This window comes from Gibbsiella dentisursi, assembly GCF_039539505.1.
Classification (GTDB): domain Bacteria; phylum Pseudomonadota; class Gammaproteobacteria; order Enterobacterales; family Enterobacteriaceae; genus Gibbsiella; species Gibbsiella quercinecans.
In genome coordinates, this window is sequence record NZ_BAABDG010000010.1 from 161,952 (window position 1) to 176,722 (window position 14,771).

The window sequence follows — 14,771 nt, forward strand, 5'->3', positions numbered from 1 at the left end:
ATTAACGTACCTTCAGCGTTGCCAGGCCAATCAACACCAGCATCAGCGAAATAATCCAAAAGCGCACAATCACGCGCGGCTCCGGCCAGCCTTTCAATTCATAGTGGTGGTGAATCGGCGCCATGCGGAAAATACGTTGCCCGCGCAGCTTGAACGACCCCACCTGCAGGATGACCGACAGCGTTTCCACCACGAACACCCCACCCATAATCACCAGCAAAAACTCCTGGCGCAGCAGCACAGCGATGGTGCCCAACGCGCCGCCCAGCGCCAGCGAGCCCACATCGCCCATAAACACCTGCGCCGGATAGGTGTTAAACCACAAGAAGCCCAGCCCGGCGCCCACAATGGCGGTACACACAATCACCAGTTCCCCCGCATGGCGCAAATAGGGGATGTGCAGGTAATTGGCGAAGTTCATGTTACCGGTGGCCCAGGCCACCAACGCAAAACCGGCGGCCACGAACACCGTCGGCATGATCGCCAGCCCGTCCAGGCCATCGGTCAGGTTGACGGCGTTGCTGGTGCCCACGATCACAAAATACGCCAGCAGAACGTACAGCAGGCCAAGCTGCGGCATCACATCTTTAAAGAACGGCACCACCAGCTCGGTGGCCGGCGTATCCTTACCGACGGCATACATGACAAAAGCCACCGCCAGCGCAATCACCGACTGCCAAAAATACTTCCAGCGGGCAATCAGGCCCTTGGTATCTTTGCGCACCACTTTGCGGTAATCATCGACAAAACCGACGATGCCATACCCCACCAGCACGAACAGCACGCACCAAACATACGGATTGGACGGGTAAGCCCACATCAGCACCGAAATGGTGATGGAGGTCAGGATCATAATGCCGCCCATGGTCGGCGTGCCGCGCTTGCTGAAGTGCGATTCCGGGCCATCGTTACGCACCACCTGGCCAAACGACATTTCCTGCAGGCGCGCGATCAGGCGCGGCCCCATCCATAAAGAGATCACCAATGCGGTCAGCAGGCTGACAATGGCTCGGAACGTCAGATAGGAAAAGACGTTAAAGCCGGAATAATACTTGACCAAATGCTCGGCCAGCCAAACTAACATGGTGCTTTCTCCTGTAACGCGCGTACTACCTGCTCCATTGCGGCACTACGTGACCCTTTGATTAACACGGTAATTACCGCATGTTCCGACAGTAATTCCGCCACGCGCGCGATCACTGCTGCCTTATCCTGTAAATGCTCGCCGTTACCGGAGGCGGCGCTCAGCACCTGGCTTAACGCCCCCACGCTGATAACCTTATCGATCTGTGCCTGACGGGCGGTTTCGCCCACCTGGCGGTGACATTCTTCTGCTTCTGCGCCCAGCTCCGCCATGTCGCCAACCACCAGCACACGATACCCCGGCATCTCGGCCAACACCTGCACCGCGGCGGTCATCGAGCCAACGTTGGCGTTGTAGCTGTCGTCCAGGATCAGCTTGCCTTCAGCCAGTTTGACCGGGAATAAACGCCCAGGAACCGCTTTCAGCCCAGCCAGCCCGGCACGCACCGCCTGCAGCGGCGCCCCGACGGAGGTGGCCAACGCCGCCGCCGCCAACGCATTGGCAACGTTATGGCGCCCCGGCAGCGGCAAGGCGACATCCACGGCGCCAAACGGGCTATGCAGCGTAAACTGCGTACCGTCGCCGTTCACCTGCACCTGGCTGGCGGAGAAGTCCACGTTCTCCGCCGCCTGCGGTGAGAACCGCCAGACCGTTTTACCCGCCAGCGCCGCCTGCCAGTGCGGCCAGTCGTTGCTGTCCGCATTGAGGATGCCGACGCCGCCCGCCGGCAAACCGGCAAAAATTTCGCCTTTTGCCTGCGCCACGCCGGCCAGCGAGCCAAAACCTTCCAGGTGCGCCGCCGCCAGGTTGTTCACCAGGGCGCTTTGCGGCCGCACCAGCGCGGTGGTATAGGCAATCTCGCCGATATGATTGGCGCCCAGCTCAATCACGGCAAAGTCGTGCTCTGGCTGTAAACGTAACAGCGTCAGCGGAACGCCAATGTCATTATTGAAATTCCCTGCGGTATACAGCACTTCGCCGCATTCACGCAGAATTGCGGCGGTCATTTCCTTCACCGAGGTTTTGCCCGATGAACCAGTCAATGCCACTACGCGCGCAGGAACCTGCTGGCGCACCCAGGCAGCGAGTTGCCCCAGCGCCAGGCGCGTATCTTCAACCACCAACTGCGGAACATCCAACGCCAGGCGTTTACTGACCAGCAACGCCCCGGCGCCAGCGGCAACCGCGTCGGCGGCAAAATCGTGAGCGTCGAAACGCTCGCCCTTCAGGGCGACGAACAGGCAGCCCGGCGTCACCTTACGGGTATCCGTCACCACCTCGACAATTTGCCCGGCGTTGCCCAACGGCGCTGCGCGCAAAACGCCGGCCAACGTCTGGAAGGAAACAGGAATCATGCCACCCCCCCCAGCAAACGCGCGACTGTGGTGCGATCGGAGTAATCCAGGCGGCGATGGCCCACGATCTGATAATCCTCATGGCCTTTACCGGCCACCAACACCACATCCTGTGGCTTTGCCTGCATGATGGTATTAGACACCGCCTGCGCACGGCCGTGGATCACCTGCGCCCGGCCGGCATCCAACAGGCCGGTCAGAATATCGGCGATAATACTTTGCGGCTCTTCGGTGCGCGGATTGTCGTCCGTGATCACCACGCGATCGGCAAACTGTTCGGCAATGCCGCCCATCAGCGGACGTTTGCCCTTATCGCGATCGCCGCCGCAGCCGAATACGCACCACAGTTGCCCTTGGCAGTGCAGCCGCACGGCCGCCAGCGCTTTCTCCAGCGCGTCCGGCGTATGAGCGTAGTCAACGACGACCGTGGGTTTGCCCGCCGCCGCAAACACTTCCATACGGCCGCACACCGGCTGCAGTCGGCTGCCGGTATCCACCAGCGCCTGCAGCGGATAGCCCAGCGACAGCAGCGTGGCCAGCGCCAACAACACATTGCTGACGTTAAATGCCCCCATCAGACGGCTTTCGATCACCCCATTGCCCCAACTGGAACTGAAGTGAATGGTGGCGCCGTTATCGTGGTAATCCACCGTGCCGGCCGTCAGCCAGCGGCCGTGCCAATCCGCTGTGATATTGCTCGCCATGCTCACCGCGACGGCGTCCGGCAGCTTATCCAGCCAACGCCGGCCAACCTCATCGTCAGCGTTGATAATCGACTGGCCGACCTCATGCGCGGAGAACAGCGCCCACTTGGCCGCTTCGTAGCTAGCCATATCACCGTGGTAATCCAGATGATCGCGGCTCAGGTTGGTGAATACCGCGGCGGCAAACGGCAGCGCCGCCACGCGTTGTTGCACCAGCCCATGCGAAGAAACTTCCATTGCGGCGAAGGTTGCGCCGCGCTCTGCCAGATCGTTTAACGTGTGTTGAACATCGACCGCAGAACCGGTGGTATTTTCAGAAGGCGCCACCTGCCCCAGCAGACCGTTGCCCACGGTGCCCATGACGGCGCTGGTTTTCCCCAACAGTTGGGCCCACTGCGCCAGCAGTTGGGTGGTGGTGGTCTTGCCATTGGTGCCGGTAACGCCAACCAGTTGCAGGCGCTCTGCAGGCTGGTGATAAAAACGGCCGGCCAGCGCGGACAACCGCGCGTTGAGCTGGCTCAGGTAAATTACCGGTACGCCGTGTTTTTCAATGATTTTACCGTCTTGCGCCTGGCCTTCGGCCTCGGCGATAACGGCGGCAACCCCTTGGGCGATGGCTTGTGGGATATAACTGCGCCCGTCGGTCTGATGGCCGGCAACGGCAACAAACAGATCCCCGGCAGCCGCAATGCGGCTGTCTAATGTCATTTCCCGTAGCGCGCGCTCGGGTGCTGCTGGCACCCACGGAGCGAGCAAGTCGCGCAAATTACGATCTGCCACCTGAAGCCTCTTGTTGATTAATCACAAACTCGTTCTTTTCACCGGTGGGCAACGCATCCGGCTCAACGTTCATCGTGCGCAGAACCCCGCCCATGATGGCGCCAAACACCGGCGCGGAAACCGCACCACCGTAATACTTCCCTGCCTGCGGATCGTTAATCACCACCACCAGGGCAAAGCGGGGCCGACTGGCGGGTGCCACGCCGGCGGTATAGGCGATATATTTGTTGACGTATTTGCCATCCGGCCCGACCTTTTTCGCCGTACCGGTTTTGATGGCAATACGATAGCCTTTGATAGCGGCCTTAACACCGCCACCGCCCGGCAGCGCCACGCTTTCCATCATATGCACCACGGTACGTACCAGCGGCTCCGGGAATACGCGCTCACCGGCAACCGGCGGATCAACTTTGGTAATCGACAGCGGGCGGTAAACCCCCAGGCTGCCGATCGTGGCATAGACACGCGCTAACTGTAACGGCGTTACCATTAGCCCGTAGCCGAAAGAGAAGGTGGCCCTCTCTATGTCAGACCACCGTTGTTTTTTAGGATATAAGCCACTGCTTTCTCCGACCAACCCCAAATTGGTCGCTTTTCCCAGCCCAAAGCGCGAGTAAGTATCTACTAACGCTGAGGACGGCATCGCTAACGCCAGCTTTGAAACACCGACGTTACTCGACTTCTGCAAGATCCCGGTCACCGAGAGTTCCGAATAGCGGGCCACGTCCTTGATTTCATGGCCGTTGACGCGGTAAGGCACGGTATTTAGCACGCTGTTTTCCTTCACGACGCCGCGCTGTAATGCCGTCATCACCACCATCGGTTTTACGGTTGAACCGGGTTCAAAAATATCGGTTATCGCCCGGTTACGCATGGTGTCTTTCGGCGTATCGGACAGGTTGTTCGGGTTATAGGACGGGCTGTTGGCCATCGCCAACACTTCACCGGTATTCACATCCACCAGCACCGCCGTGCCTGACTCGGCCTTGTTAAAGGCGACAGCGTTGTTGAGTTCGCGATAGACCAACGCCTGCAGGCGCTCATCCACACTCAGCATCAAGTTATGCGCCGCCTGGCTATCTACCGAGGAAATATCTTCGATCACCCGGCCATAGCGATCTTTACGGACCGTACGTTCGCCGGGCTGGCCGGTCAGCCAACGGTCAAAGCTTTTTTCAATGCCTTCGATGCCGGAGCCATCGATGTTGGTTACGCCGATGATGTGAGCAGTCACTTGCCCCGCAGGGTAGTAACGGCGAGATTCCTGGCGCAGATAGATGCCCGGCAGCTTCAGTTTATGGATGTAATCGCCGATCGCCGGGTTCACCTGGCGCGCCAGATAAACAAATCGCCCTTTCGGATTGGCGTTAATCCGCCGGGAGAGCTGATCAAGCGGAATTTGCAACGCATCAGATAGCGCTTTCCAACGTGAATCCAGCGTGATACCGCCCCGTTCATTGAGTTCTTTCGGATCGGCCCAAACGGCATTCACCGGCACGCTCACCGCCAACGGCCTGCCGGCGCGATCGCTTATCATCCCGCGGGAGGTTGGTACTTCCTGCACGCGCAGCGAACGCATGTCGCCTTCTTTCACCAGCCGATCGGGGTTAATCACCTGCAGGTAGGCCACGCGCAGCATTAACCCCACCAGCGCCAGCAAAATACAGCCGCACAGCAACGCAAAACGCCAGCTGACAAAGCTGGCCTGATCTTCCTGGCGTTTCAACTTACCGGGGCGTGCTGCTTTCATGCGTTCCCTTTTTGCTCCGACTCATCACTCTGCTGACATCATTCATGGTTTGACGATGATATTTTCCTGCGATGGATCCACATGGCGCATTTGCAGCTTCTCAGTCGCAATACGCTCTACGCGGCTATGGTCACCCAGGGCGTTTTCTTCCAGAATCAGGTTGCGCCACTCAATATCCAATGCGTCACGTTCCAGCACCAGTTGCTCACGCTGTGCGGTCAGCAAACGGGTGCGGTGCGCCGTGGTCACCACCAAAATGGCGGAAACCAGCACGGCAATCAGTAAAATCAACGGGATCTTGGCATTACGCAACAGATCCCCGCCAATCACCCCGACCAAACCATGACGCTCATTGCCAATCACAGCGGCATCCTCTCTGCAATGCGCAGCACCGAGCTGCGCGCCCGTGGATTTTCCGCCACTTCCACTTCCGACGGCATCATCTTGCCCAGGGCTTTCAGCGTGCGGCCGCCCAGCTCGCGCAGTTGCGCTTCGGTCAGCGGCAGCCCGGCTGGCACCTGGGCGCCGCGGCTATGGTGGCGCATAAAGCGCTTCACAATGCGATCTTCCAGCGAGTGGAAGCTGATCACCGACAGACGCCCCTGCGGCGCCAATATTTCCAACGCGCCGGCCAGCGCGCGCTCAATTTCTTCCAACTCGCTGTTGATGTAGATACGAATCGCCTGGAAACTGCGCGTCGCCGGGTGCTTGTGCTTTTCACGCACCGGGCTGGCATTGGCGATCAGATCCGCCAGTTCCTTGGTGCGCGTCATCGGCTCCAGTTGGTTGCGCTCCACAATCGCGCGCGCGATGCGCTTGGCGAAGCGCTCTTCGCCAAAGGTTTTCAGCACCCAGGCGATATCTTCCGCTTCGGCCTTCATCAGCCACTCGGCGGCCGACTGGCCGCGGGACGGATCCATACGCATATCCAGCGGCCCATCGCGCATGAAGGAAAAACCACGCTCTGGGTCGTCAAGCTGGGGGGAAGAAACGCCCAGATCCAGTAAAACACCGTCAATCTTGCCTTCCAGCCCACGTTCGCGCACATAGTGCGCCAATTCGGAAAACGGGCCGTGTACGATAGTAAAACGGGGATCGTCAATAGATTCAGCGGCTGCAATCGCCTGCGGATCGCGGTCAATGGCCAGTAAACGCCCTTCCGGCCCCAACTGGGACAGAATCAGACGAGAATGGCCGCCGCGACCAAAAGTACCGTCGATATATGTGCCGTTACTGCGGATGTTGAGGCCATTAACCGCCTCATCCAGCAATACGGTTGTATGTTTATAGTTTTCCAACATGCTTATAGTGACAAGTCCTGTAGCCGCTCAGACAACGGTTCCTGAGAAGACTGTTCAGCGTCAATATCATCCTTAACTTGTTGATACCAGGTCTGTTCATCCCACAGTTCAAACTTGTTGAACTGACCGACCAGCATCACTTCTTTAGAAAGCCCGGCATGTTGACGCAGCGTACTGGCAATCAACAACCGACCGGCACTGTCCATCTGACACTCACTGGCATGCCCCAAGAGTAAGCGCTGAACACGGCGCTCGGCGGGATTCATACTCGACAGACGGGATAATTTTTGTTCAATGATTTCCCATTCGGGTAACGGGTAAAGCAACAGGCAGGGCTGATGGAGGTCAATGGTACAAACCATTTGGCCTTGCGATTCCTCGTTCAACGCATCCCGATAACGGGTAGGTACGGCAAGCCGCCCTTTGCTGTCGAGGTTGACCATCGTCGCTCCACGGAACATTCCTGAGCTACCCCTTCATGACCTTTTTCACCACTTTACCCCACAAATTCCCACGTAAAGGAGTTTACGGAGGGTATGAAAACCTTGTCAAGCCAGAGCGCCCGCGCTTTGGCAATATTTGTCGGGTCATTTTGGGAGCTGTCGCACGAAAGGGATGCTAATCACTCAACAAATAAAAATTAACACCATGATAAAAGAGAAGAATTTCCTTAAAGGCATGAGCCAGATTAAAATCCGGCCAAATTGGCGATTAATTAACTTATTCCGCCCTTCTGCAAGCAAAGTCTCATTTCCTGCGGGGGTACCAGCATGCGGCAAAACCCTCGCCGCCAGCGCCGGGCGCGGCCGGGAGCACAACGAAAACAGTACAACCCGGGTATTATAACCCCTTGAGTTAATAATGTTCGTCAATAATTGCCGCCTAATTGCGGCGCCATTTTACTGCAATAAATCCGGCAAAGATGAGCGCAAATAAAAAAATAATGCGCCACGAAATGCACAACCGCTAAAATTCAAATCAAATCAGCGGCGTAAGATTAGTCTTAAAATACCTTTTTACAATTAATCTTCTCTATTTTTAGCGCGCTCATTCGCCCTATTTATATCTCTCGCCGTTCACTCGCCAGCCCTAAAAAGCTAACCTTTTGTTTATAGTGTTATTATTGCAAACGTCCGCCTTTTAATGCCCCCAACCCCCCTTTTCCCCGCGATTCTCAGGATAAAAATAAGATTAGCATTTAAAATAAAAATATTAACCTAGTTAACAAGCACAGAGCAGTGAAGTAGACTACATAAAAAGCAATAAACCAGCTTTTAAACCCAAACAAAGTAAATTTAGTGGTGTGTTAACCTTCATTTAGTCGAGTTAGCCTTATGCTGCCCTTTGCTTCACGCTGGCGTAGTGCCGCCGCAGATACTTTTGCACTCGTGGTGTACTGCTTCATTGCGGGGATGGCGATTGAAATGCTGATCTCTGGCATGAGTTTTCAGCAATCCCTTGCCTCACGGCTGCTTTCCATTCCGGTGAATATCTTGATCGCCTGGCCCTATGGGCGCTACCGCGATCTGTTTGTCCGCACTGCGCACCGCTGCCCGCATGGACAGTTGCTGTTGCGTAACCTGGCCGATCTACTGGCCTACGTCAGCTTTCAGTCACCGGTGTATGCCGCCATTCTGTGGAGCGTAGGCGCGGACGGCCCACAAATCATGACCGCGGTGGCCAGCAACGCGATCATCTCAATGATCATGGGCGTAATCTACGGCTATTTTCTGGAATACTGCCGCCGGCTGTTCCGGGTGGAAGGCTACGTGTAACACCATGAGAATGGGCGTGCGGCCAGCGCGTTGTGCCGGCCGCAACTGACGCTTATTTGCGGCTCAGGCTACCGCGGCGGAATAAATTACGGCGAATGCTGGTCAGCCCCGGCTTCGGCTTATGTGGCTCATCCAGGCTGGCCAACACCAATTCCAACACCCGTTCGGCCACTTCCCGGTGGCGCTGCGCCACCGCCAGCACAGGGCATTCGAGGAAATCCAGCAGCTCATTATCGCCGAAGGTGGCAATCGCTAAATCGGTCGGCAAGCGGCCATACTGCTTGAGCGTCACGTCCATTACCCCTTGCAACAACGAAAAGGAGGTGGTGAACAACGCCTGCGGCATCGGGTGGGTTTTCAGCCACTCTGCAAACAGCGTGCCGGCCGCTGCACGCTCATAGCTATTGGCATACAGGTAATCCACGTGCCGCTCATCATCCTGCCACGCTTCACGGAACCCCTGCTCACGCAGGAAGCTGACGGAAAGCTCTGGCAAGGCCCCCAGATACAACACCGATTGCGCAGGAAAAGTGCGCAACTCCTGAGCCAGCGCAAAGGCGTCGACCTGATCGGCCCCCACCACGCTGATGAAATGCTCGCGATCGAGCGCGCGGTCCAGCGCAATGATCGGCAATGGGTCTTTAACCCAGCGTTGGTAAAAGGGGTGCTCCGGCGGCAACGCCGTTGAAACGATGATCGCATCGACCTGGCGCTGCAGCAGATGTTCGATACAGCGCATTTCGTTATCGGGCTGATCTTCCGAGCAGGCGATCAGCAACTGATAGCCACGCTTGCGGGCCTGGCGCTCCAGATAATTGGCGATGCGCGTATAGCTGGTGTTTTCCAGATCCGGGATCACCAGCCCAATGGAGCGGGTTCGCCCGGCGCGCAGCCCGGCGGCCACAGCATTGGGGTGATAGTTATGCTCCCTGACGACGGCCATCACCTTTTCGACGGTTTTATCGCTGACACGATACTGCTTTGCCTTGCCGTTGATAACATAACTGGCCGTGGTACGCGAAACGCCCGCGAGACGCGCGATTTCATCCAGTTTCACATTAACCCCTTTATGATGCTGAAAACACAGTGAAGGCCGTACCCAAATTAACCCTGGCACCCATGCCGTTATTCACCCTCGTTCCAGCGATCTAACAGCAGAAAACTTTGGCAAGCAACCGCTTTTGCCGAAAGGTGCCAGCAAACAGACAAAAAACGTAAAAAAGGGCGTAGCCAGCGCTACGCCCCAGGGTTCACCACGCAACGGCGCCGGCCGCTAGCGCATGATTTTATCGCCCCGCGCCACGCCGACAATGCCGGAGCGTGCCACTTCGACGATCTCGGCCACTTCGCGCACCGCATTGAGAAAAGCATCCAGCTTGTCGCTGGTGCCCGCCAGCTGTACGGTGTACAAGGCCGCGGTGACATCCACGATTTGGCCGCGGAAAATATCCGTACAGCGTTTGACTTCCTCACGCCCGTAGCCGCTGGCCTGCAGCTTGACCAGCATAATCTCACGCTCAACGTGCGCGCCCTGCACCAACTCATTGACGCGCAACACATCCACCAGCTTATGCAGTTGCTTTTCGATCTGCTCCAGCACTTTTTCGTCGCCGACGGTCTGAATGGTCATGCGCGACAGGGTTGGATCGTCAGTCGGCGCCACGGTCAGGCTCTCGATGTTATAGCCCCGCTGGGAAAACAGCCCGATCACGCGCGACAGGGCGCCGGATTCGTTTTCCAATAATACCGATAAGATACGGCGCATGATCAGGTCCTCTCCGTTTTGCTTAACCACATTTCGTCCATGCTCCCACCGCGGATCTGCATCGGGTAAACATGTTCGGTTTCATCGACGTTCACATCGACAAACACCAGCCGATTCTTCTCAGCCAGCGCCTGCGCCAGTTTACTTTCCAGCTCATCCGGCGTGCGGATGGCGATCCCCACGTGGCCGTAGGCCTCCGCCAGCTTGACGAAGTCCGGCAGGGAATCCATGTACGACTGCGAATGGCGGCCGGAATAAATCATGTCCTGCCACTGTTTCACCATACCCAGATAGCGGTTGTTAAGATTGACCACTACCACCGGCAGGTTGTACTGCAGCGCGGTCGACAACTCCTGGATATTCATCTGGATACTGCCGTCGCCGGTAATGCACACCACGGTTTCTTCCGGCAGCGCCAGCTTCACGCCCAGCGCCGCGGGCAGGCCAAAGCCCATGGTGCCCAGGCCGCCGGAATTGATCCAACGGCGAGGTTTATCAAACGGGTAATACAACGCGGCGAACATCTGGTGCTGGCCCACGTCCGAAGTCACATAAGCATCCCCCTTGGTCAGGCGATAAACGGCTTCGATCACCGACTGGGGTTTAATGGTGGTGCCGCTTTTGTCATAACCCAGGCAGTTGCGCGCGCGCCACAGTTCAATCGCCTGCCACCAGTCGCGCAGTGCGTCGCCGTCCTGCGCCTGCTCTCCCTGCGCCAACAGTTCCAACATTTGGCTCAGCACCTGGCGGGCATCGCCGACGATCGGGATATCCGCGTTGACGGTTTTGGAAATCGAGGCGGGATCAATATCAATGTGCAGCACGGTGGCATCCGGGCAGTACTTCGCCAGGTTGTTGGTGGTGCGATCGTCAAAACGCACGCCAACGGCGAAGATCACATCCGCATTGTGCATGGTTTTATTCGCTTCGTAGGTGCCGTGCATACCGAGCATGCCAACGCTCTGGCGGTGCGTGCCGGGAAATGCCCCCAGCCCCATCAGCGAACTGGCCACCGGCAGATTAAGTTGTTCAGCCAACTGCAGCAATTCCGCGTGGCAGCCGGCATTGATCGCCCCGCCGCCCACGTACATAACCGGTTTTTTCGCCGCCAGAACGGTTTGCAGCGCCCGCTTGATCTGCCCGCGGTGGCCCTGAACCGTCGGGTTGTAAGAACGCATGCTCACTTCCTGCGGATAGGCGTACGGCATTCTCACCGCCGGGCCGACGATATCTTTCGGCAGGTCAATGACCACCGGGCCTGGCCGCCCGCTGGCAGCCAGATAGAATGCCTTTTTCAACACGCCGGGAATATCTTCCGTGCGCTTCACCAGGAAGCTGTGCTTCACCACCGGGCGGGAAATCCCCACCATGTCGCACTCCTGAAAAGCATCGTAGCCAATCAGCGAGCTGGGCACCTGGCCGGAAAGCACCACCAGCGGGATAGAATCGGTATAGGCCGTGGCGATGCCGGTAATGGCATTGGTGGCGCCCGGGCCGGAAGTCACCAGCACGACCCCCACTTCGCCCGTCGCACGCGCATAGCCATCAGCCATATGCACCGCACCCTGCTCATGGCGGACTAAAATATGGTCAATCCCGCCGACCGTATGCAGGGCGTCATAGATATCCAATACTGCCCCGCCCGGATAGCCGAATACGTGCTTAACGCCCTGATCGATCAACGATCGAACGACCATCTCGGCTCCTGACAACATTTCCATGGGTTTGCCTCCAGGCTGATAATGCTTTGCTGGCGCGGATAGCGCGCCAATGTAGGGACAATGCCCCAAAATTATTATGAATTGACTGTGTACCCAAGATAATTCGAGTTGCAGGACAAAACGCAAAAGCGTTTTTGAACAGCGCTGGCCGCGAAGGGGTGAAGCCGTATGGCCGCATCATACGGCAACGCAGCTAATCCCGATGCGCTGACTCCGGTAAGTGATTCGGGTGACTGAGCGCAGCCAACACACCTGCAACGTGAAGTATGAAGGGTATAACCCACTAACATAACGTCAGAATATGGGGGCAGGCAAACGGCAAAAGGGCACAGCAAGCCTGTGGGAATTGTTAATAAACTTAATAATTAAGGTTAATAAAGATAATGCACTAGTATCCACGAAATTTACCCATCCATTGTTTTGAACAATGAATGAATAACAGAACTATATCAGGCGTGTTTGATGCCGTTTTTTTAGCCAAAAGCGCCGGCTTTTGGCCCGCTAACGCCGCTTTTGTTGGTACATAGAATCAATTTGGTGCTGATAGCGCTGCAGGATCACTTTACGCCGTAGCTTCAGGGTTGGCGTTAACTCCCCCTGTTCCATCGAGAACGCCGCCGGCAGTAGGGTAAACTTTTTCACCTGCTCGAAGCGCGCCAGTTCTTTTTGCATTTCGCGCAGGCGATGTTCGAACATCTCGACAATATGGCTGTTGCGCAGAAGCTCCAGCCGATCGTGATACTTAAGGTTGATCGACTTCGCATACTCTTCCAACGATTCAAAGCTTGGCACAATCAGTGCGGAAACAAATTTACGCGCATCGGCCACAATCGCCACCTGATCGATAAAACGATCCTGTGCAAGCACGCCTTCAATCATTTGCGGCGCAATGTATTTCCCACCGGAGGTCTTCATCAGATCTTTCAGCCGTTCGGTGATAAACAGATTACCATCCTCATCAAGCCCCCCGGCATCGCCGGTTTTCAGCCAGCCATCGGCGGTAAACGCCGCTGCCGTTTCCTGCGGCTTGTTGAAGTAGCCACGCATGACTATCGGGCCATGCACCTGGATTTCGTTTTCTTCACCAATGCGCACGCCGATCCCCGGCAAGGGCTTGCCAATGGAGCCAAAGCGGAAATTACCTTCTTCCCAGCAGGAAACGGTGGCACAGGTTTCCGTCATCCCATAGCCGTATTTGATATTGATCCCCATCGCCTGGAAAAACAGGATCACATTATCATCCAGCTTGGCACCCGCCGCTGGCAGGAAGCGCACGCGCCCACCTAAAATAGCGCGCAGCTTGCTGAGCACCAGTTTGTCTGCCCAGCGGTGTGAAAGCATGAACAGTTTGCCCAGCGGCTTGCCGGCACGCTCCTGCAGGAACTTGCGCTCACCACACACCATCGCCCAATAGAACAACGCCCGGCGCAGCCATGGGGCCCGCGCCACTTTCTCATGCACGGCGCTAAAGATTTTTTCGTAAAACCGCGGCACCGCACACATTAAGGTAGGCCGCACCGCAGCCATCGCCTGCCGAACCCAATCGGTGTTCGGCAGATAAACGTTCTGTGCCCCGGAATGCATGATAAAGAAGCTCCAGGCCCGCTCAAATACGTGTGATAACGGCAGAAAACACAGCGAAACGTCGTCGCCGTTGACCGTCAGGCGCTCATCATGCAGGCAGAGCTGCGCCGCCAGATTACGGTAATCCAGCATCACGCCTTTCGGCTCGCCGGTGGTGCCTGAGGTATAGATGAGGGTAAACAGATCGGTTAAGCACCTGGCGGCAATACGCGCCTGCAAATCGGGGCCAAACGCCGCCACATCGGCATCGCGCAGCAGATCATCCAGGTAACAGGCGATCTCGCAGCCGCGCAGATTCACGGCACCATCAAACACAATGATATGGGCCAGCTGCGGGCAGGTTTCACGCAGTGCAATCGCGGTATCCAGTTGCGCCTGCCCGCCGACAAACAGCGTGCGAACGTTCGCATCATGAATAATGAAGGCCGCCTGGGCCGGCGTATTGGTGGCATAAAGCGGCACGCTGACCGCGCGCAGATGCAAAATGGCCAGATCGGCCAGCGACCAGGCCATGCTGTTATTGGCGAAGATAGCGACGCGCTCCTGAACCCCGATCCCGAGGGCCAACAACCCACAGGCAAGGCGTTCAACATGCGAACCCACCTCTTGCCAGGAAAGCTGGGTCTCCCCGCCTGGTGCCCACTGGCGAAAAGCCGTGCATTCGGCACGGTTAGCGACCTGATGTTGGATACGGTGGACAATATGGTATTGCAGCATGTTATCAATCATAGTGCTCTGAGCCTGAATTTAATCAATTGACTAACCCGGAGCAGAGCGGCGGCCCAGCATCTCGGCTTACATATGTTTACTGTTTTTCTGCAGTTTACCGGCTCATTTACCGATGGGGAAGGAATTTCAGCGTAGAGGTGTAAGCTCAAAAAAGGGATGCGACTTAACCCGCGCTGCGGTGCAAAAGAGATAGCGATGGGCTGCACGATGACAAGAGCCACAA

12 protein-coding genes are annotated in these 14,771 nt (G+C 56.9%); 1 reads left to right on the forward strand and 11 read right to left on the reverse strand.

Annotated features, from left to right (window positions below):
- Nucleotide 1 precedes the first annotated feature (1 nt).
- The 7 genes from mraY to mraZ are packed head-to-tail and all read right to left on the reverse strand — an operon-like array spanning nt 2 to nt 7,435.
- Nucleotides 2–1,084 (reverse strand): phospho-N-acetylmuramoyl-pentapeptide-transferase, encoded by a 1,083-nt coding sequence (mraY, locus tag ABFX35_RS21185; protein ID WP_095845989.1) that lies wholly within the window; start codon nt 1,082–1,084, stop codon nt 2–4.
- Nucleotides 1,078–2,439, reverse strand: coding sequence for a UDP-N-acetylmuramoyl-tripeptide--D-alanyl-D-alanine ligase (murF, locus tag ABFX35_RS21190; RefSeq protein WP_346082801.1), 1,362 nt, complete (start codon nt 2,437–2,439; stop codon nt 1,078–1,080). Before murF ends, mraY begins: the two co-directional genes overlap by 7 nt.
- Nucleotides 2,436–3,923, reverse strand: a complete 1,488-nt coding sequence (gene murE / locus ABFX35_RS21195; RefSeq protein ID WP_346082802.1) for a UDP-N-acetylmuramoyl-L-alanyl-D-glutamate--2,6-diaminopimelate ligase — start codon at nt 3,921–3,923, stop codon at nt 2,436–2,438. The genes murF and murE overlap by 4 nt, the downstream gene beginning before the upstream one ends.
- The gene (locus ABFX35_RS21200) at nt 3,910–5,673 is read right to left on the reverse strand and encodes a peptidoglycan glycosyltransferase FtsI (RefSeq protein WP_346082803.1); all 1,764 of its coding nucleotides are present in this window, start codon (nt 5,671–5,673) and stop codon (nt 3,910–3,912) included. The genes murE and ABFX35_RS21200 overlap by 14 nt, the downstream gene beginning before the upstream one ends.
- A 42-nt stretch (nt 5,674–5,715) precedes the next feature.
- On the reverse strand, nt 5,716–6,036 hold the full coding sequence (gene ftsL / locus ABFX35_RS21205; protein WP_095845993.1) for a cell division protein FtsL: 321 nt from the start codon (nt 6,034–6,036) through the stop codon (nt 5,716–5,718).
- Entirely contained in the window at nt 6,033–6,974 is a 942-nt protein-coding gene (gene rsmH / locus ABFX35_RS21210; protein ID WP_346082805.1) for a 16S rRNA (cytosine(1402)-N(4))-methyltransferase RsmH, read from the reverse strand. The genes ftsL and rsmH overlap by 4 nt, the downstream gene beginning before the upstream one ends.
- A 2-nt stretch (nt 6,975–6,976) precedes the next feature.
- Nucleotides 6,977–7,435, reverse strand: a complete 459-nt coding sequence (gene mraZ, locus ABFX35_RS21215; protein WP_279028525.1) for a division/cell wall cluster transcriptional repressor MraZ — start codon at nt 7,433–7,435, stop codon at nt 6,977–6,979.
- 873 nt (nt 7,436–8,308) lie between these two features.
- Here mraZ and ABFX35_RS21220 point away from each other — a divergent pair.
- On the forward strand, nt 8,309–8,749 hold the full coding sequence (locus ABFX35_RS21220) for an L-alanine exporter AlaE (RefSeq protein WP_279028527.1): 441 nt from the start codon (nt 8,309–8,311) through the stop codon (nt 8,747–8,749).
- 52 nt (nt 8,750–8,801) lie between these two features.
- Here the strand turns inward: ABFX35_RS21220 and cra are convergent, their stop codons facing one another.
- The 4 genes from cra to ABFX35_RS21240 all read right to left on the reverse strand — a co-directional run bounded on the left by cra (nt 8,802) and on the right by ABFX35_RS21240 (nt 14,548).
- Nucleotides 8,802–9,806 carry a catabolite repressor/activator gene (cra, locus tag ABFX35_RS21225; RefSeq protein ID WP_095845998.1) on the reverse strand — a complete coding sequence of 335 codons (1,005 nt, stop codon included), beginning with the start codon at nt 9,804–9,806 and terminating at the stop codon, nt 8,802–8,804.
- A gap of 216 nt (nt 9,807–10,022) precedes the next feature.
- Entirely contained in the window at nt 10,023–10,514 is a 492-nt protein-coding gene (ilvN, locus tag ABFX35_RS21230) for an acetolactate synthase small subunit (protein WP_165907028.1), read from the reverse strand.
- A gap of 2 nt (nt 10,515–10,516) precedes the next feature.
- On the reverse strand, nt 10,517–12,235 hold the full coding sequence (gene ilvI, locus ABFX35_RS21235; protein ID WP_346082807.1) for an acetolactate synthase 3 large subunit: 1,719 nt from the start codon (nt 12,233–12,235) through the stop codon (nt 10,517–10,519).
- A 501-nt stretch (nt 12,236–12,736) separates the two neighbouring features.
- On the reverse strand, nt 12,737–14,548 hold the full coding sequence (locus ABFX35_RS21240; RefSeq protein ID WP_346082809.1) for an AMP-dependent synthetase/ligase: 1,812 nt from the start codon (nt 14,546–14,548) through the stop codon (nt 12,737–12,739).
- Nucleotides 14,549–14,771: the final 223 nt, after the last annotated feature.

Bases quoted from the DNA above. Each gene is read 5' to 3' on its own strand.
- ilvI (WP_346082807.1), bottom strand. From the start codon at position 12,235: ATGGAAATGTTGTCAGGAGCCGAGATGGTCGTTCGATCGTTGATCGAT.
- ABFX35_RS21200 (WP_346082803.1), bottom strand. From the start codon at position 5,673: ATGAAAGCAGCACGCCCCGGTAAGTTGAAACGCCAGGAAGATCAGGCC.
- mraZ (WP_279028525.1), bottom strand. From the start codon at position 7,435: ATGTTCCGTGGAGCGACGATGGTCAACCTCGACAGCAAAGGGCGGCTT.
- ABFX35_RS21240 (WP_346082809.1), bottom strand. From the start codon at position 14,548: ATGATTGATAACATGCTGCAATACCATATTGTCCACCGTATCCAACAT.
- ABFX35_RS21220 (WP_279028527.1), top strand. From the start codon at position 8,309: ATGCTGCCCTTTGCTTCACGCTGGCGTAGTGCCGCCGCAGATACTTTT.
- mraY (WP_095845989.1), bottom strand. From the start codon at position 1,084: ATGTTAGTTTGGCTGGCCGAGCATTTGGTCAAGTATTATTCCGGCTTT.
- ilvN (WP_165907028.1), bottom strand. From the start codon at position 10,514: ATGCGCCGTATCTTATCGGTATTATTGGAAAACGAATCCGGCGCCCTG.
- murF (WP_346082801.1), bottom strand. From the start codon at position 2,439: ATGATTCCTGTTTCCTTCCAGACGTTGGCCGGCGTTTTGCGCGCAGCG.
- rsmH (WP_346082805.1), bottom strand. From the start codon at position 6,974: ATGTTGGAAAACTATAAACATACAACCGTATTGCTGGATGAGGCGGTT.